Origin of the sequence: Marinomonas sp. TI.3.20 (assembly GCF_038155025.1) — a bacterium.
GTDB lineage: Bacteria > Pseudomonadota > Gammaproteobacteria > Pseudomonadales > Marinomonadaceae > Marinomonas > Marinomonas flavescens.
In genome coordinates this window covers 1-16,968 of sequence record NZ_JBAKAS010000007.1, presented here as the reverse complement: position 1 = coordinate 16,968, position 16,968 = coordinate 1, and the positions used below count along the sequence as shown (strand labels likewise).

16 protein-coding genes are annotated in these 16,968 nt (G+C 46.5%); 5 read left to right on the top strand and 11 right to left on the bottom strand.

What is annotated here, in order from left to right; genetic code table 11:
* The first annotated feature begins 81 nt into the window (after positions 1-81).
* From V6259_RS08915 to V6259_RS08905, 3 genes are all read left to right on the top strand, one after another.
* Positions 82-993 (top strand): ribokinase, encoded by a 912-nt coding sequence (locus tag V6259_RS08915; protein WP_341584256.1) that lies wholly within the window; start codon positions 82-84, stop codon positions 991-993.
* Between the two features lie 21 nt (positions 994-1,014).
* Positions 1,015-1,956, top strand: a complete 942-nt coding sequence (locus tag V6259_RS08910; protein ID WP_133010436.1) for a nucleoside hydrolase — start codon at positions 1,015-1,017, stop codon at positions 1,954-1,956.
* A 127-nt stretch (positions 1,957-2,083) separates the two neighbouring features.
* Positions 2,084-2,347, top strand: coding sequence for an RNA recognition motif domain-containing protein (locus V6259_RS08905; RefSeq protein ID WP_133010437.1), 264 nt, complete (start codon positions 2,084-2,086; stop codon positions 2,345-2,347).
* A gap of 65 nt (positions 2,348-2,412) precedes the next feature.
* Here V6259_RS08905 and V6259_RS08900 read toward each other — a convergent pair whose 3' ends face one another.
* From V6259_RS08900 to metG, 10 genes are all read right to left on the bottom strand, one after another.
* The gene (locus V6259_RS08900) at positions 2,413-2,733 is read right to left on the bottom strand and encodes a hypothetical protein (RefSeq protein WP_165942844.1); all 321 of its coding nucleotides are present in this window, start codon (positions 2,731-2,733) and stop codon (positions 2,413-2,415) included.
* Between the two features lie 234 nt (positions 2,734-2,967).
* Positions 2,968-4,305 (bottom strand): aspartate aminotransferase family protein, encoded by a 1,338-nt coding sequence (locus tag V6259_RS08895; RefSeq protein ID WP_341584255.1) that lies wholly within the window; start codon positions 4,303-4,305, stop codon positions 2,968-2,970.
* Between the two features lie 135 nt (positions 4,306-4,440).
* Complete coding sequence (nth, locus tag V6259_RS08890) at positions 4,441-5,076, bottom strand: endonuclease III (RefSeq protein WP_341584254.1); 636 nt, start codon at positions 5,074-5,076, stop codon at positions 4,441-4,443.
* A 43-nt stretch (positions 5,077-5,119) separates the two neighbouring features.
* Positions 5,120-5,884 carry an electron transport complex subunit E gene (locus V6259_RS08885; RefSeq protein ID WP_341584253.1) on the bottom strand — a complete coding sequence of 255 codons (765 nt, stop codon included), beginning with the start codon at positions 5,882-5,884 and terminating at the stop codon, positions 5,120-5,122.
* Between the two features lie 9 nt (positions 5,885-5,893).
* Complete coding sequence (rsxG, locus tag V6259_RS08880; protein ID WP_341584252.1) at positions 5,894-6,511, bottom strand: electron transport complex subunit RsxG; 618 nt, start codon at positions 6,509-6,511, stop codon at positions 5,894-5,896.
* Complete coding sequence (rsxD, locus tag V6259_RS08875) at positions 6,511-7,569, bottom strand: electron transport complex subunit RsxD (RefSeq protein ID WP_341584251.1); 1,059 nt, start codon at positions 7,567-7,569, stop codon at positions 6,511-6,513. Before rsxD ends, rsxG begins: the two co-directional genes overlap by 1 nt.
* Positions 7,570-10,230, bottom strand: a complete 2,661-nt coding sequence (gene rsxC, locus V6259_RS08870; RefSeq protein WP_341584250.1) for an electron transport complex subunit RsxC — start codon at positions 10,228-10,230, stop codon at positions 7,570-7,572. It abuts the gene before it with no gap.
* Positions 10,230-10,826, bottom strand: a complete 597-nt coding sequence (gene rsxB, locus V6259_RS08865) for an electron transport complex subunit RsxB (RefSeq protein ID WP_133010445.1) — start codon at positions 10,824-10,826, stop codon at positions 10,230-10,232. Before rsxB ends, rsxC begins: the two co-directional genes overlap by 1 nt.
* Positions 10,827-10,835: 9 nt before the next feature.
* On the bottom strand, positions 10,836-11,417 hold the full coding sequence (rsxA, locus tag V6259_RS08860; protein ID WP_133010446.1) for an electron transport complex subunit RsxA: 582 nt from the start codon (positions 11,415-11,417) through the stop codon (positions 10,836-10,838).
* Between the two features lie 239 nt (positions 11,418-11,656).
* Positions 11,657-13,708, bottom strand: coding sequence for a methionine--tRNA ligase (metG, locus tag V6259_RS08855; RefSeq protein ID WP_341584249.1), 2,052 nt, complete (start codon positions 13,706-13,708; stop codon positions 11,657-11,659).
* Between the two features lie 334 nt (positions 13,709-14,042).
* Here metG and apbC point away from each other — a divergent pair, with 334 nt between their 5' ends.
* Both apbC and dcd read left to right on the top strand, forming a co-directional pair.
* Complete coding sequence (gene apbC / locus V6259_RS08850; protein WP_341584248.1) at positions 14,043-15,113, top strand: iron-sulfur cluster carrier protein ApbC; 1,071 nt, start codon at positions 14,043-14,045, stop codon at positions 15,111-15,113.
* Between the two features lie 9 nt (positions 15,114-15,122).
* Entirely contained in the window at positions 15,123-15,710 is a 588-nt protein-coding gene (gene dcd, locus V6259_RS08845) for a dCTP deaminase (protein ID WP_341584247.1), read from the top strand.
* 168 nt (positions 15,711-15,878) lie between these two features.
* Here dcd and V6259_RS08840 read toward each other — a convergent pair whose 3' ends face one another.
* Positions 15,879-16,865 (bottom strand): porin, encoded by a 987-nt coding sequence (locus V6259_RS08840; protein ID WP_341584246.1) that lies wholly within the window; start codon positions 16,863-16,865, stop codon positions 15,879-15,881.
* Positions 16,866-16,968 lie beyond the last annotated feature (103 nt).

The window sequence follows — 16,968 nt, the reverse complement described above, 5'->3', positions numbered from 1 at the left end:
TCAGATCATTAGTGTATTTTTGAGAGCGCAGAAGCGGCCTGGTATGAGTCGTGTGGGCGTTAGCTTAAAAGAAGAGTAATTATGACAATTTATAATGTTGGTTCGATTAATTTAGATCACCTTTATCAAGTGGATCATTTTGTCCGTCCGGGTGAAACCATGGCGTCGCAAAACTATCAGTGTTTGCTGGGTGGCAAGGGCGCTAACCAATCGGTTGCTTTGGCCAAAGCGGGTGCCGATGTTAAGCACGTTGGCGCGATACATCACAGCGATCAGGCGGTGTTGGATCAACTGGCATCTCTTGGGGTGAATACGGATTTAATTGCCAAGCTTGATGTACCAACGGGTCATGCCATTATCCAGCTCAATACAGAAGCAGAAAACGCAATTATCTTGTTTCAAGGGGCCAACCATGCGCTCACACAAGCGCAAGTGGATGCGGTATTAGCTCAAGCCACTGCAGGAGATTGGGTATTGTTGCAAAACGAAACCAATCAAATTGAATACACTATGAAACAGGCGCAAGCGCACGGTTTGAAAGTGGCATTTAATCCCGCACCGATGGACGCAAAGCTAACGAAAAAAGTATTACCGTCGGTGGATTTGCTGATCGTCAATGAAGTAGAGGCCATGGATTTGCTTGGCGTCGCAGATATCGACACCGCCAGTCAAACATTGCCTACGGCGTACCCAGATTTGTCTGTATTGATGACCTTGGGTAAAGCGGGCGTTCGTTATTTTCCAAAGCAAGAAGCGGGTCAGCGAATGGAGAGTCTTTTTGTTGAAGCCTTCTCTGTTGAGGCGGTAGATACCACGGCGGCAGGGGATACCTTTATTGGTTATTGTTTGTCTTCATTAATGAATAACGAAGACATGACAGTCGCACTGAAGCGTGCCTGTGCGGCATCTGCGCTTTGTGTGACCAAAATGGGTGCAGCCTCCGCAATACCAAGCAGTGCTGACGTTACCGAATTTTTAGCCAAACAGGCTTAGTTTATAAAGAGGAAGTCGAATATGGCTCGTAAAATTATTATTGATACAGATCCCGGCATTGATGATGCTATGGCGATCTTTTTTGCCTTTCAAGCGCCACAACTGGATGTGCTTGGATTAACCACAACCTTTGGTAATGTGCCGGTTGAACTGGCAACAAAAAATGCCATCACATTGACTGAAATTGCCAAAGTGGATGTGCCTGTAGCACAAGGTGTTGCCGTGCCGTTAGTTATTGCACCGCGTCCGCATCCTGATTTTGTTCATGGCGCAGATGGTTTTGGTAACATTGATTGGCCGGCACCAAAAGGCAAAGCGGTTGAGAAAAACGCGGCTCAGTTTATCGTCGATACGGTGCGTGAGTTTCCAGGTGAAGTGACCATCATTGCATTGGGGCCATTAGGTAATCTTGCTAAGGCGCTAGAGCTTGATCCAGAAGTGGCAAATCTTGTCGACGAAGTGATTCTGATGGGCGGCACGGCGATCGAATACGGAAACGTATCTCCTGTTGCAGAAGCCAATATCATGAACGACCCACACGCCGCTGACGCTGTATTTACTGCGCCTTGGCAGGTGACCATGATAGGTCTTGATGTGACTCACCAAGTGTTGCTTGATAACACGGTATTAGAGCGTATTAGGCAAGCTAATCCAGAAGAAGGCGGTTTCCTTTACGATTGCGCCCAGCATTACATCAACTTCTACAGCAGCCGTTTTGATATGAATGGCTGTTATTTCCATGATGCTTCAACCATCGCTTACGCCATGGACCCAAGCATCTTTGGTGTAGAGTTAGGCGCGGTGCGCGTCGCGTGCGAAGGTATTGGCATTGGTCAAACAATCTTTGCGCCACAAGGAATGGAATTCCCAGAACCGCATTGGAACGATGTCCCTATGACGCAAGTTTGTATGGAAGTCGACAGCGAGCGTCTGCTTAAGCTATTTGAAACCACACTTTCTTAATAAAGGGTGGGAAGAATAAGAAAAAGGCATGGGAAGCCCTTCTCGTGCCTTTTTTATAGCTCGCTCTTCTCTCTGGCGTGTTAACCTTGCGTCATTGGAAGACTGATTACATAAAGATGAGAATGATATGAAAATTTTAGTACGAAACTTAGCGCGTAACACCACTGAAGAAGAACTGTATAAATTATTTTCTGCCCATGGCACGCTGCAATCTTGCACCTTGGTAATGGACAAAGAAACCGGTGAGTCAAAAGGTTTTGCGTTTATTGAAATGCCAAAAGTTGGCGAAGTAAAAATTGCTATTAAAGCATTGAATGGTATGGATCTTGACGGCAGTAAAATTCGTGTTAAAAAAGCGGAAGACAAAGCTGAAGATAAATCAGAAGACTAAGGGTTATCGGTCATTGATTTAATGTGATCATCTACATGGACGTAGCTGATCACCTTCTGTGTTAATTAGTAATGGGCTTTCACAAAGTCTTTAATAAAGTCTATATCCTTATCTGAAATCGTATGAAAATCCAGTTTGATGTAATGCTTATTGTGTTCATTAAATACATCTAAGGTCGGGTCGCCTAACGCTTTAATTAGCGCGCTTTTCCCTTCATGAGTCGCATTCAATTCTAGCTTCACCATTTTAGACCCTTCTAGCCCTGATGGTGCTTCAACTTCAATATGCGTTACTGAAATGTGCGTGCAATGAATTGGCATTGTTTTACCATTCGTTAAATAAAGGGTGCCAGTCCAAAAACAACGTACGTAAGGTGGTGTTTTCATTGTTATCTCTCTGCATTTCAGATAGCTAAATGAATTATTCAGTGGGCACCATTATAAAGAAAAGAAGAGCGACAAACAGAGGGGTTTTAGATAAATTGATAAAAATCGTGATGTTACCTTATAAGAATATTAGGGTAACACCACGAGGGTCTATTGATGCATTTACATTAAAGAGATAATTTTCTCGATTTCAGCAATAAGTGTTCAGCATAGTAGTGCTGAACACTTATTGGTTTAGGTCAGTTCTTTAATACTGTCACCCAAGGCATTGATCATGCTGTCCATTTCAGACTTCTCCGTGGTGAACGGTGGAGCAAGTTGAATCGTGTCAGCACCATAGCGAACATAATAGCCTTTGTCCCACATGGACATGGCAATCTGGAAAGGGCGCTTAGCGGGCTCGTTATCAACGGGGGCAATGGTGATGCCAGCGGCGAAGCCATAGTTACGAATGTCGGTAATAATCGGACTGACATCTTTTAGCTGATGCACGCAATTTTCCCACGTCGGGCTCATTTCTTTTACCCGTTCGATGAGGTTTTGTTGTTTGATTTCTTCGAGGGATGCCAAGCCTGCCGCACACGCAATAGGGTGGGCAGAATAGGTGTAGCCATGAGGCACTTCGAGCATGTAATCGGCGCCGCCATTGTCCATAAAGGTGTCATAGATTTCTTGCTTAAAGACCGCCGCACCCATTGGAATCACACCATTGGTCACCTGTTTAGCAAGCGTAATCACATCGGGTGTAACGCCAAACGCTTCGGCGCCTGTTTTCGCGCCCATGCGACCAAAACCAGTAATGACTTCATCAAAGATCAGTAGTATGTCGTGTTGATCGCAAATTTCACGAAGGCGTTGCAAGTAACCTTGTGGTGGCACAATAACGCCCGCAGAGCCTGACATAGGTTCAACAATTACCGCTGCAATGTTAGAAGCATCGTGCATAGCAATGAGGTTGAGCAGGTCTTCAGCGCGTTCTTTGCCTTTTTCCGCCATGCCTTTGGTGAACTCTGTTCCTGGCACTTGAGTGTGAGGTAAGTGGTAAGATTCTAAACCTTGGCCATAGAGCAATCTATTTGCTGGAATACCACCGACACTAAAACCCGAGACGCTGGCGCCATGATAGCCTTTGGCGCGACCAATGAATTTCACCTTGGTACCTTTGCCTTTTTTACGCCAATAAGCGCGGGCAATTTTCAGCGCGGTATCGACAGATTCAGAACCCGAACCGGTAAAGAAAACACGGTTGAGTTCTTTTGGCATGAATTGGGTGATTTTTTCAGCGAGTTCAAACGATTTTTCATGGCCATATTGAAACGCCGGTGAGTAATCGAGGGTCTTAACTTGGTTGGCGACCGCTTCATTGATCGCAGGGACACTGTGACCTAAGCCACAGGTCCACAAGCCTGATAAGCCATCAAAAATTTTACGTCCGTCGAGGTCGGTATAGTACTTGCCTTCGGCGGAGACGATAAGACGCGGATCTGCTTTAAACTGACGATTGCCTGAGTAGGCCATCCAGTGGGCATCAAGCTGAGCTTGAGTGAGTCGGGTTTTCGCAATATGGCTCATGGCAATCCTCTCTTAACTAGATAAATAATAAATCGATAAGGAGAGAATGCCGCTAAGGAAAGTTTTAATAAATGCGATGTTCATTAATCATACTTTAGTATTTACTTAACTAAAGCGATGAGGGCGAAGAGCTAATCAGTCCGAGGTTTTTTCTTTAAACTCGCACAAATCTTCGATTATGCAGGCGTTGCATTTGGGTTTTCGGGCGACACAAATATAGCGGCCGTGAAGAATCATCCAATGGTGTGCATCAAGCAAGAATTCTTTGGGTACGAATTTCAGGAGTTTTTGTTCGACTTCTAGCACGTTTTTTCCAGGGGCGACCTTGGTGCGGTTACTAAAGCGGAAAATATGAGTATCTACCGCCATCGCCACTTGCCGAAAGGCGGTGTTGAGTACTACGTTAGCGGTTTTACGGCCGACGCCGGGCAGTGCTTCTAGGGCTTCTCGTGTGTCTGGTACAACACTGTTGTGTTGCTCCACAAGAATGCGACAGGTTTTAATCGCGTTTTCTGCTTTGGCGTTAAACAGGCCAATGGTTTTGATGTAGCTTTTTAAGCCATCCACCCCAAGCGCCAGCATGGTTTCTGGGGTGTTGGCGACAGGAAATAACTTGCGCGTGGCTTTGTTGACACTGACGTCGGTGGCTTGCGCCGAAAATAGTACTGCAATCAATAATTCAAAAGGCGAACTGTATTCCAGTTCTGTTACAGGGTTTGGATTTTCGGCTCGTAGTCGAGCAAAAATTTCATAGCGTTTCTCTTTATTCACGGTTCGCCTCTGTGCTTATCAATTGCATTTGTGCAAGGTCAGATCAAGATGCGGCTTGGCCAGTAACTCGAACGCGTTTAGATTCTACTGGTCCTTGCTGAGCTTTTTGTGTGGCTAATCGTTTTTTCTCACGCTCATCCATGTAGTTTTTAAAGGCGATAAGAATGCCAAGGCCAATAAACGCACCCGGTGGGAGCATAGCGAACAAAACGTTTGGATAGTCGCTAAAAACAACGATTTTCCAGTTCAATGCAATAGGGCCAAATAGCAGTTGCATGTCAGAAAAGAGTGTACCTTGTCCGATCAATTCACGCATGCTACCAAGCACTACAAGAATAAAGGTAAAACCAAGGCCCATCATCATACCGTCTAATGCCGAAGGCAACACTGGGTTGCGGCTGGCAAAGGCGTCAGCCCGACCAAGGATTGCGCAGTTAGTTACGATCAAAGGGATAAAAATCCCCAAGATTTGATACAGCTCGTAAGTATAAGCCTGCATAACCAGTTCAATGCAGGTGGTAAATGACGCTATGATCATCACAAAAGCAGGCAGACGTACGGCATCAGCGACGTAGTTACGAATCAGTGAGACCGCCACATTAGAGCCGATCAAGACCACCATAGTCGCTAAGCCAAGCCCTAACGCGTTGACCACGGTACTGGTCACCGCCAGCATAGGACAAAGGCCAAGTAGCTGTACTAAAGCGGGGTTGTTTTTCCAGAGACCGTTATAAATGATCTCGGAATAATTGGCGCTAGGAGGGGTATCCTGCGTGGTTTCACTCGTTAAGGTATCTTCTGCACTCATGACAATATCCTAGCGCGCTAACAGCGAGTCTTTGTGTTTGTTGAAGTAAATAAGCGTGTGTCGTACGCCTTTAACCACGGCGCGAGGGGTAATAGTTGCCCCGGTGAATTGATCAAACACACCGCCGTCTTTTTTGACATTCCAGCCAGCAAGATCAGGGTTGCCGATGGAGCGATTATTAAATTCTAAAATCCATTTGGATTTTTTCAGATCGACTTTGTCGCCAAGGCCAGGGGTTTCTTGTTGGCTGATCACGCGAGTGCCGGTGACCACGCCGTTTTTATCAATCGCGACCAATAAGCCTAAGCTGCCATTATAGCCGCCGGGTGCGATGGTATCGAAGATGATGGCGCTAACGTCACCGTCTTTACGAGCGATGTAGATTTTTGATGGTTTAACACTGCCCAGCAGAGGATCAGCAGGGATCATTGCTGTTGATTTAGTCAGGTCGTTGTCGTACAAATCAGGGGGCAAAATTTCATTAAACGCCGCGACTTGTGCGGCAATCACATTGTCTTTAATAGTTTGTTCAGTGACCAAATGAATAGTGGCAATAAGACCTGCTGTGAGCACCGCAAAGATCCCCAAGCCAAGACTATTACGACGGATAGAAGCGAATAAATCCATTAGTTATCTTCCCCGATTTTTAGGCCTTTTTTGGCTTTTTGGTGGCCATAAGTACGCGGTTGAGTGTAATAGTCGATCAGTGGAGCGGCAAAGTTCATTAACAAAACGCCAAACGCAACGCCGTCAGGGTAACCGCCCCATGTACGAATAATATAAATAAGAATGCCAATGCCGGCGCCGTAGACTAGTTTTCCGCGGTTACTGGTACAAGAAGACACAGGGTCTGTGGCAATAAAGAAGGCGCCAAACATGGCGGCCCCTGTGGTTAAGTGAAACAGAGGTGTCGCGGCATGGCTTGGGTCAATAAGATAAAAAGCGCCCGCAATCGCGGCCAATGCGGCTAGCAATGCGGCCGGTGTGTGCCAGGTAATGACGCGCAACCACAACAGCATAACGCCGCCCAATAGGTAAGCGCCGTTGATCCATAACCAGCTGTTTAAGCTTGCTGTTTGTAACGCATCTATGGTGTTAAAAGCCTCAGCACTTGGCAATTCATTCTTGTGCTTGAAGGCATCTAAAGGCGTCGCCATGGTGTAGCTGTCGATGTTTGGCAGATGTTGGAAAATGGCTTGTAGGCTTTGGCTAAAGGTTGGAATCGCCCCAGAAGAAAGTAGCTCATGAGCGCCTACCCATTGGGTCATGGGGACTGGGAACGACACCAACACAATGGCGTAACCGACCATGGCAGGATTAAATGGGTTGTTGCCCAAACCGCCATACAATTGTTTAGCAAAAATAATCGCAAAGGCGACGGCGGTAACCGTGACCCACCATGCGACTGTCGGTGGTAGCGCAATGCCCAGTAACACGGCGGTCAAGAGCGCGCTGTAATCCTTTAAGAAAAACGCAACGGCGCGACGGCGCACGGATAAAATCAAAGCCTCGGATGCCAATGCAGCAATAGCAGCAATCACGATATTGATAATGGTGCCCCAGCCGAACAACCAGGTCTGCATAGCGATGCCAGGAACAGTAGCGAGAATCACCATGACCATGACCCAAGAAGTGCGTCGCCCTGCGCGTTGTGTGTGTGGGGATGTAACCCTCAATAATGCCATCTAACGATTCTCTTGCGTGTTATCTTGCGAAGGAGTGAGCTGAGCCTGTAATTTTGTCAATTGGGCTTCAGCGTCTTGTTGCTTTTGCTTGGCAGCGGTGATTTCAAGTTGAATGCTGTCAGCGTCTTGTGGTGAGTCGGCTAAACGCTTGTTCAATTTATTGATCTGCGCCTTTGCCAATGCCGCCGCAATTTTTTGCTTTTTAATGTGTTCCGCGTTGCGTGCTGTCTCATCAGAGGCAGGCGCACTGGCGGCTGGTGCGGCAGAAGGGGCTACCGTGGTTGGATTAGCCAAAGCTTTTTCAAGGTCGTCTGCGCGTTTTTGCGCGTCTTGAAGTTGCTGGCGAATGGTGTCTAACTCAGGTGAATTTAAGTCTTCTGCTTTTTTCAGTGCTTTTTCTACTTTCTTCACTGCCGCTTTAGCAATGGCCGTGTCGATTTTGAGTTTTTTCAGTTCATCACCCGCGTTGGCGGTAGCAGCAGGTTGGGCCGCTGGAGCCTGACTGGTAAGCGTAGCTAAACGCGCTTGCGCCTCGCCAAGTTCCTTTTCAAAGCCTGCGACTTTTGCTTGAAGTTCACTGTCATCTGGCGCGTCAGCCAGTTGTTTCTGTGTTTTTTTCAGTTTCACACCCAGTAGGGCAACGTCTACTTTGGCTTTTTTCAGCTCATCACTGACGGCAGCCTTGGGTGCAGCGGCTTTTGGTGCTGTGCTGCTGGCTGGTGCGTCTGCCGCAAGTTTGCTGAGTCGAGCTTGAGCGTCGGCGAGCTCTTTTTCAAAGCCTGCTACTTTAGTCTGTAATTCAGCGTCATCAGGAGATTCAGCCAATTGCTTTTGTGTCTTTTTCAGTTTGATGCCACTGAGAGCCACATCGACTTTGGCTTTTTTAAGTTCGTCACTGGCCGGGGCTTTCGCAGCCGCAGCTGGAGCGGATGCGGCTACTTTTGCTAATTGTTCTTCTGCTTTTGCCAATTGTTCTTCTAATAGCGCAACGGCTTTTTCTTGTTCGTTGGCTTGTAACTGAAGTGTGCCTATCTCTTCTGTGTGCTCACTTTCTTGTGCGGCAAGGAGCTGTTTTTGCAGTTTTTTCAGTTTGGTCTTAGCGATTGCTAGATCAATTTTTAGTTTTTTACTGTCGTCACCAGCCGGCGTTGCTGTGGTTGCGGCCGCAGCAGGGGCGGCTTTAGGCGCGACTTTTTTACTGTCGGTCGTTTTGTTGGCCGAGGCTTTTTGGCGTGCGACGCGTTTTGCTTCTTTTTCAGCGGCTTCGGCATCTTGGCGCGCTTTACGAGCTTCAAAGCGTTGTTTCGCTAAATCGGATTTTACGGCGGCTTCGCGCGCTTCACGAATGCTGCTCTTAGTGTGGCGGTAGTACTGAACCAAAGGAATGCTGCTTGGGCAAACATAAGAGCAAGCGCCGCATTCAATGCAGTCAAACAGATTATAGTGCTCTGCTTTTTCCAACTCTTGGCTTTTGCTGAACCAAAGCAGTTGTTGTGGCAATAAACTAGCCGGGCAGGCTTGTTCGCACATGCCACAGCGGATGCAGGCTTGTTCTGGTGCAGGCTGTGGTAATTCTTTTTTGCTGGCGGCTAAAACACAGTTACTGGTTTTAACGATGGGCACATTGGCAGAATCTAGAGTGAAGCCCATCATAGGGCCGCCCATCACAAGGCGCTTAAGTTTCTTGCTGTCGTTTTCGGCGTAGTCCAATAGGTGATTAATCGGCGTACCAAGTAATACCTCTACATTTTGTGGCGCTTTTAAAGCATCACCGGTGAGCGTGGTAAAGCGCGAAATGAGTGGTTTGCCTAGGAAGATGGCGTCGTGTACGGCAACACAAGTGCCGACGTTTTGGCACAAGATACCAATGTCAGCAGGGTATTGGCCACTTGGCACTTCTTTACCCGTGATCAGCTGGATCAGTTGTTTTTCGCCACCAGAAGGGTATTTGGTGGGTACGACAGCCACTTGAATCGTGCTAAGTCGATCGCTTAATACTTTATTTAATTCCGCGATGGCTGTGGGCTTGTTGTCTTCAATACCAATGATGACTTGTTCTGCTTCCACTAGGTGTTGCAGGGCTTCGATGCCGAGCACCAACTCAATGGTTTTTTCGCGAATGAGCATGTCATCCGCGGTAATGTAAGGTTCGCACTCTGCTGCATTGATAATAAAGTGGGTCAGCGGGTGTTTGTGAGCGCCTTGTAATTTTACTTGAGTCGGGAAGCCTGCGCCGCCCATGCCGACAATGCCCATTTCAGCCAAATAGGCTAAAACATCGGTTTTGCTTAGGGTGTTCCAGTGTTGCAATGGCGTTAGCGTGTCCCACTGTTCTTCACCATCTGGGGTGATGACAATACAAACGTCGCTCAAGCCCGAAGGGTGCGCGATAGGGCGCTCTTCGATGGCCTTGATGGTGCCAGAGGTCGGTGCGTGCAAAAAGCTGCTTAAAAAACCATTGTTAATGGCGATCGTTTGGCCTTTTAGTACCTTGTCACCCACATTGATAAGAGGGCGCGAGCTTTGGCCGATGTGCTGACCAAGTGGCAATATCAACTCGTTTGGTAAACTAGGTCGACCCAGCGGTAGACGCAAGGATTGTGCTTTGTTTTCCGGCGGGTGAATGCCGCCGTGAAAGGAAAATACTGTCGCAGTTTGCATTAGTGCACTACCTCCGCTTGGCGGTCAGTCGCAATGATGCTACCAGGTTGCGCGGCAATGCCTTGGGGTTTGTCCCAAGACCAAGTTCGTGAGGTAACGCCTACTTCTACCATATCAATACAATCTACAGGGCAAGGTTCTACACATAAATCACAGCCGGTGCATTCGTCAGCAATCACGGTGTGCATCTGTTTCGCGGCGCCTAAGATGGCATCTACAGGACAGGCTTGAATGCATTTTGTACAGCCAATGCATTCGTCTTCGCGGATCACAGCAACGCGTTTGGCGGTTTCTGTGCCGTGGTCGCCATCCAGTGGAATGGCTTCTACATCGAGTAAATCTGCCAATGCTTGAATAGTGGCTTGGCCACCAGGCGGGCAATGGTTGATCGCTTCGCCATTAGAAATCGCTTCAGCGTAAGGGCGGCATCCAGGATGGCCACACTGACCACATTGCGTTTGCGGCAAAATGGCATCGATCTGATCAACGATAGGGTCACCTTCCACATGGAAACGCACATTGGCGTAACCTAGGATGGCGCCAAAAATTAACGATAGGACCAACAAGATCCCGACAGCAATTAACACGGTCAGCATAAATGGCTCCTAAATTTGCACTAGGCCAGTAAAGCCCATGAAGGCTAATGCCATCAGGCCTGCGGTGATCATACCAATGGCTGAACCTTTGAAAACGCCCGGTACATCGGCGACATTTATGCGTTCGCGCATGGCAGAGAAAAGGATCAACACAAAAGAGAAGCCAACCGCCGCACCAAAACCATAAAGGATGGATTCAACAAAACCGTTTTGCTTGCTGGTGTTTTGCAGCGCCACACCAAGCACCGCACAGTTCGTGGTGATCAGAGGTAAGAAAATCCCCAATACACGGTACAAGATCGGGCTGGTTTTATGGACCACCATTTCGGTAAATTGAACCACCACAGCAATCACTAGAATGAAAGAAATGGTTTTCAAATACTCTAAGCCAAATGGCTGCAGAATATAGGTATAAGTGAGATAGCTACAAAGGCTAGAAAGCGTTAACACAAACGTGGTGGCTAAGGCCATGCCGATCGATGTTTCTAGCTTGCTAGAGACGCCCATAAAAGGGCAGAGGCCTAAAAATTGTACCAATACGAAGTTATTAACCAGTATGGTGCTGACCAGTATCAAGAGATAATCAGTCATCTCACGTCCAAAATATAATCGATGAATTCACAGAAGTAGACACGCATAAAGCGAGTGTCATGCGCGACGGTAACTATACCAAGCTGCTTATAACTAACAAGACTAAATAGTCACTTCGGTTAGTGTAATTTAGAATATAGATAATAAGCTATGATTATATAAGCTCACTTTATGAGACTAAAAGAGACAACTGGCTTTACTTATTTAGAGCCAGTTGTCGAACTTTTAATAGAGTGCCTTTACATCACGCGTTGGCCAGGTTTTGCGCCAGCGTGTGGCTCAAGCAAGTAGATCTCGTCTTTGCCTGGTCCTGCGGCGAGTACCATGCCTTCCGATAAGCCAAATTTCATTTTACGCGGCGCTAGGTTTGCGACCATCACAGTCAACTTGCCTTCCAAATCTTCTGGTTTGTAAGCAGACTTAATGCCAGAAAATACGGTGCGGGTTTCACCACCAAGGTCTAACGTTAGTTTAAGCAACTTATTGGCTTTTTCAACGTGCTCTGCTTTGGCAATCAGTGCGATGCGCAAATCCACTTTTGCAAAGTCATCAAAATTGATTTCCGCTTCGATCGGCTCTTTAGTGAGTTCCGTTTCTTCAGCAACCACGGCTTCGGGCTCATTGGCTTTAGCAGCTTCGGCGGCCGCTTCTTTGCCTTCTTCTATCATGGCGTCGATTTGTTTTTGCTCGATACGACCCATTAGCGCCTTAAAGGTATTAATCTGACCACCAAATAATAGTTCGCTGCGGTTATCCCACGTCAGCGTTTTGCCAAGGAAGGTTTCGGCGTCTGCAACCATGTTTGGCATAACTGGTTTCAGGTAAGTCGCTAGGATGCTGAACAAGTTGAGCGCAACAGTACATACTGCTTGTACTTGTGGCAGAGTGGCTTCGTCTTTTGCCAATACCCAAGGTGCTTGGTCAGCAATATAGGTGTTTGCGACATCCGCAAGGCGCATGATTTCGCGTACTGCTTTGCCGTATTCGCGTGCTTCAAAGTGTTCGGCAATGACATCGCCTGCGTCAATGAAAGATTGAATCATCTCACCTTCGCTCACTTCGGCGGCCAATAGTCCGTCAAATTTCTTATTGATGAAGCTAGCTGTACGGCTAGCAATGTTAACCACTTTGCCAACGACGTCTGAGTTCACGCGTTGTACGAAGTCTTGCAGGTTTAGATCGATGTCATCGACACTTGAGTTCAATTTAGCGGCGAAGTAGTAACGCAAATACTGAGGGTCTAAGTGATTCAAATAAGTACGCGCCATAATAAAGGTGCCGCGCGATTTAGACATCTTAGTACCATCAACGGTCACATAGCCATGGGCATTGACGCCTGTTGGTGTGCGGTAGCCCGCGCATTCCAACATGGCCGGCCAGAATAGGGCGTGGAAGTTGATGATGTCTTTACCGATAAAATGGTACAGCTCAGCGTCGGAGTTCTTTGCCCAGTAATCGTCGAAGTTTAAGCCGTCGGTGCGATCACATAGGTTTTTGAAGCTCGCCATGTAGCCGATTGGGGCATCAAGCCAGACATAGAAATACTTGCCTGGCGCGTCTGGAATTTCAAAACCGAAATACGGCGCATCACGGCTGATGTCCCATTCTTTTAGGCCAGACTCTAACCATTCCGCCAATTTATTAGCAACTTGATCTTGCAGTGTGCCACTGCGAGTCCATTTTGCCAGGAAGTCTTGGAAATCTGGCAATTTAAAGAAGTAATGCTCAGATTCTTTTTCAATCGGTGTCGCGCCAGAGTAAACCGAACGTGGGTCGATCATTTCCATTGGTGTGTAAGTTGCGGAGCAGACTTCACAGTTGTCGCCGTACTGGTCTTCTGCTTTACATTTTGGGCAGGTGCCTTTGATAAAACGATCCGCAAGGAACATTTCTTTTTCAGGATCGTACGCTTGCACGATAGAGCGGACTGAAATCTTGCCGTTGTCACGCAGAAGCTTATAAATGTGATTGGAAATTTCACGATTTTCTTCTGAGTGAGTCGAGTAGTAGTTATCATAGCCAATCAAGAAATCGTTAAAGTCGGCCGTGTGGGCTTTGCGCACGCCGTCGATCAATTCTTCTGATGTGATGCCTTGTTGATCCGCTTTTATCATGATGGCGGTGCCGTGTGCATCATCGGCACAAACGGCGGTACAAAGGTGGCCGCGAAGTTTCTGAAAACGCACCCAGATATCCGTTTGGATGTGTTCCAGCATATGCCCTAAATGGATGGGACCATTTGCATATGGAAGGGCGCTGGTAACTAAAATTTTGCGTTGCGTTTGTGCCATTAGTGATAAGCCTGCTGGAGTAAAAGGTCGAGTATTCTATCAATAGGAAGGCATCGCTGGATATATCGCGATGTAAGGGCCAAATCGACGCGTGCTAAACAAGTCGAAGCGCACTAAAAGAGCCTAACCATTGATAACGAAATAGATCCCGTAATTATAAGAGCCCCTCTGTGGTGTGCAATAGCTTGACTTGCTTTTCTGCATTTTGCCCCCACACTTGGCACATATTCTAGAAAATTTTATGAGAACGACTTATTAAAAAGTCGGTTGTGCTTGTTTATGAGCGGTTATTGAACAGCCTATAAACAGTGCAGCTGCTTTGTTGGAGAGAAAAATGCAAACCGATGCCCAAATACAGGCTCAATTAGAAACACTAATCGATCAAAATAGCGGTCAAGCGTATGGCGCTGTATGGCAAGTTACAGGGGATTCGAGTCGTTTACATCTTACTTTGAGTTTGGGTTACCCTGCGCAAACTGAACAGGCGCAATTAAGTGCACGCATTCAAGCGTTATTGGCAGACACTCGTGAATTGATTTTGGAGATTGAACACCGAGTAGAAAGTCAGGCAACACAAGGGAATATCCCAGGCCTCACAGGGGTGAAAAATATTATTGCCGTTGCTTCTGGTAAAGGCGGAGTGGGTAAATCGACTACCACGGTCAATCTTGCGCTGGCGATGGCGAAAGAAGGCGCGCGCGTGGGTATTCTGGATGCCGATATTTACGGGCCGAGCCAAGGTATGATGATGGGTTTTGCGGACGGTACTCGTCCGAAAATACGCGATGAAAAATATTTCATCCCTCCGGTAGCGCATGATGTTCAAGTGATGTCGATGGCATTTTTAACCACTAAAGATACGCCAGTAGCGTGGCGTGGGCCTATGGTGACGGGCGCGTTAATGCAGATTTTGACGCAAACTGATTGGAGTGACTTAGATTATTTATTCATCGATATGCCGCCGGGTACGGGGGATATTCAGTTAACTTTGGCGCAAAAAGTGCCGGTTGCAGGCTCAGTAATTGTTACCACTCCACAAGATATTGCGTTATTAGATGCGCGTCGCGGCATTGAAATGTTCAATAAGGTAAATATTCCTGTATTGGGTGTGGTGGAGAACATGTCGACACACATTTGTTCGAACTGTGGACATCATGAAGCCATCTTTGGTGACGAAGGCGGTGCGAGTTTGGCGAAAGAATATAATGTCGATGTATTGGGTAAATTGCCATTAAGTTTGGCCATTCGTAAGCAGAGTGATGCGGGCAATCCTGTGGTAGTGAGTGAGCCTGAAAGCGAAGCCGCCGGCATTTATCAGTCGATTGCGCGTAAGCTTGGTGCTACTCTTGCGTCCCAACAAGATAACCAGTTTACAATGCCTACCATTGGCATGAGTGACGATTAAGGAATAGCAATGCGTTTGTGTGACCGAGATATCATTAAAGCCTTAGACGAAGGTAGCATCACCATAGAACCTCGCCCAGATAATAGCGTGATTAGCGGCGTCTCCGTGGACCTTCGATTAGGGAATTCCTTTCGTGTGTTTCAGGGGCATCCGGCGCCGTATTTGGATCTTAGTAGTTCGAAAGCAGATCTGAATAAAGTCATCGAGTCTGTGATGAGTGATGAGATTTTGGTCGATGACGGCGAGCCATTCTTCATTCACCCAGGTGAGTTAGTGTTGGGCGTTACCAAGGAGTCTGTGACCTTGCCAGATAATTTAGTTGGCTGGTTAGACGGACGTTCTTCTTTGGCTCGTTTAGGTCTGATGGTGCATGTAACCGCCCATCGGATTGATCCAGGTTGGAGCGGCGGCATCGTTTTAGAGTTCTTAAACGGTGGCAAATTACCCATTGCACTGAGTCCTGGTATGACCATTGGTGCGATTAATTTCGAAACCATGTCTGGTTCTGCAGAGCGTCCTTATAACAAGCGCGACAATGCTAAATATAAGAATCAGACGTCAGCCGTTGGCAGCCGAATTTCTGGTGATCAAAACTGATGTTAAAACGCTAATGGCAGATCTGCAGCACGTGAAATTGTTTTAGTGCATTAATAAAAGGGGCCTCGGCCTCTTTTTTTATGTGCTTTTCAGAAGGGGGGACTGAAAAGACTTTCCTAATAACCAATTTGATTTAGTTAGTGCTTCCTGACTAATTAAAACAAATGTTTAGAACGAGTAATTTAAGCTGGTGTAATATTCATTTTTACCAGTGGTTACATGGCTTATACCTACTGCCGCATTTACGTTACTAAATACCGCGTATACAACATCGACATTGATTGCTTTGGCGTACGTTTTATCTTGACCGGAAATATCACTTTTCTGTTTTCCGTAAGCGTAACTAGTATCAAAGGTATATTGATTCATAGAGTAACTTGCCGTTACTTCAGCACCTTTGTGGTTAGCAGAGTTTGTGCCATCATCTTCTTTGCTATAAGTATAAACGGCGCCTAAATAAAGATTATTAATGGTGTAGTCTAAAGCGAAACCATAGTCGGCTTTAGTCGCATCGTTCATAAAGGTTTGATAAGCATAACCAGCGTGTACATTTAAGTGATCGTTAAGGCTATAGATAGCACCAGCACTATAAGCATTATTTTGAGTTTTAAAGTTAGCAGATGTTAAGCCTGCATCATAATAATCAAGAACATCACCGTTATTTGAAGAGCCACCTTCTACTGTTTTAAACTGATAAGATGCTTCTACGGATAATTTACCAAATTTATTTGAATAAAGAGCTAGATTAGGAGCAAAGTCGTAGCCGTAAGTATTTGCGGAGGCTTCCATGCTGTTGTAATAAGGGATATCTGTAGTGGACGTTACCATTGTGTAAAATGGTGTGTCATTTTGTCCTAAAGTGATTTTCCCTAATGTTTTGGAACCTAAACCGACGAATATATATCGTGATTTTATGTTGTCAGCGCCACCTTTAACATTGCTTGATATCGTGTCTCGAGTAGATTGCATCTCCCAACCGACATTAAAAAACGCGCTTACACCATCATTGTTTTGAACCTGCCCATTTGCACCTAAGCGAGAACTAAATCCAGGTAGACCCCCACTGTCAGTATGCGACGCTGTAAATTTGGCGCGTCCAGTAATATTAAGACTGGAGTTGTCTGTTTTAAGGTGAGCGTCGGCTAAACCCCACATAGCAGTCTCTTCCAAAAACCATAAAGTCTTTCATTTTTTAAATTGGAATAAAAGACTCATGTTTACGGCTTCTGATCAACTTAATGTGACCCTCATTTGTGGG

Bases quoted from the DNA above. Each gene is read 5' to 3' on its own strand.
- V6259_RS08915 (WP_341584256.1), top strand. From the start codon at position 82: ATGACAATTTATAATGTTGGTTCGATTAATTTAGATCACCTTTATCAA.
- V6259_RS08910 (WP_133010436.1), top strand. From the start codon at position 1,015: ATGGCTCGTAAAATTATTATTGATACAGATCCCGGCATTGATGATGCT.
- V6259_RS08905 (WP_133010437.1), top strand. From the start codon at position 2,084: ATGAAAATTTTAGTACGAAACTTAGCGCGTAACACCACTGAAGAAGAA.
- V6259_RS08900 (WP_165942844.1), bottom strand. From the start codon at position 2,733: ATGAAAACACCACCTTACGTACGTTGTTTTTGGACTGGCACCCTTTAT.
- V6259_RS08895 (WP_341584255.1), bottom strand. From the start codon at position 4,305: ATGAGCCATATTGCGAAAACCCGACTCACTCAAGCTCAGCTTGATGCC.
- V6259_RS08885 (WP_341584253.1), bottom strand. From the start codon at position 5,884: ATGAGTGCAGAAGATACCTTAACGAGTGAAACCACGCAGGATACCCCT.
- rsxG (WP_341584252.1), bottom strand. From the start codon at position 6,511: ATGGATTTATTCGCTTCTATCCGTCGTAATAGTCTTGGCTTGGGGATC.
- rsxD (WP_341584251.1), bottom strand. From the start codon at position 7,569: ATGGCATTATTGAGGGTTACATCCCCACACACACAACGCGCAGGGCGA.
- rsxC (WP_341584250.1), bottom strand. From the start codon at position 10,230: ATGCAAACTGCGACAGTATTTTCCTTTCACGGCGGCATTCACCCGCCG.
- rsxB (WP_133010445.1), bottom strand. From the start codon at position 10,826: ATGCTGACCGTGTTAATTGCTGTCGGGATCTTGTTGGTCCTATCGTTA.
- rsxA (WP_133010446.1), bottom strand. From the start codon at position 11,417: ATGACTGATTATCTCTTGATACTGGTCAGCACCATACTGGTTAATAAC.
- metG (WP_341584249.1), bottom strand. From the start codon at position 13,708: ATGGCACAAACGCAACGCAAAATTTTAGTTACCAGCGCCCTTCCATAT.
- apbC (WP_341584248.1), top strand. From the start codon at position 14,043: ATGCAAACCGATGCCCAAATACAGGCTCAATTAGAAACACTAATCGAT.
- dcd (WP_341584247.1), top strand. From the start codon at position 15,123: ATGCGTTTGTGTGACCGAGATATCATTAAAGCCTTAGACGAAGGTAGC.
- V6259_RS08840 (WP_341584246.1), bottom strand. From the start codon at position 16,865: ATGTGGGGTTTAGCCGACGCTCACCTTAAAACAGACAACTCCAGTCTT.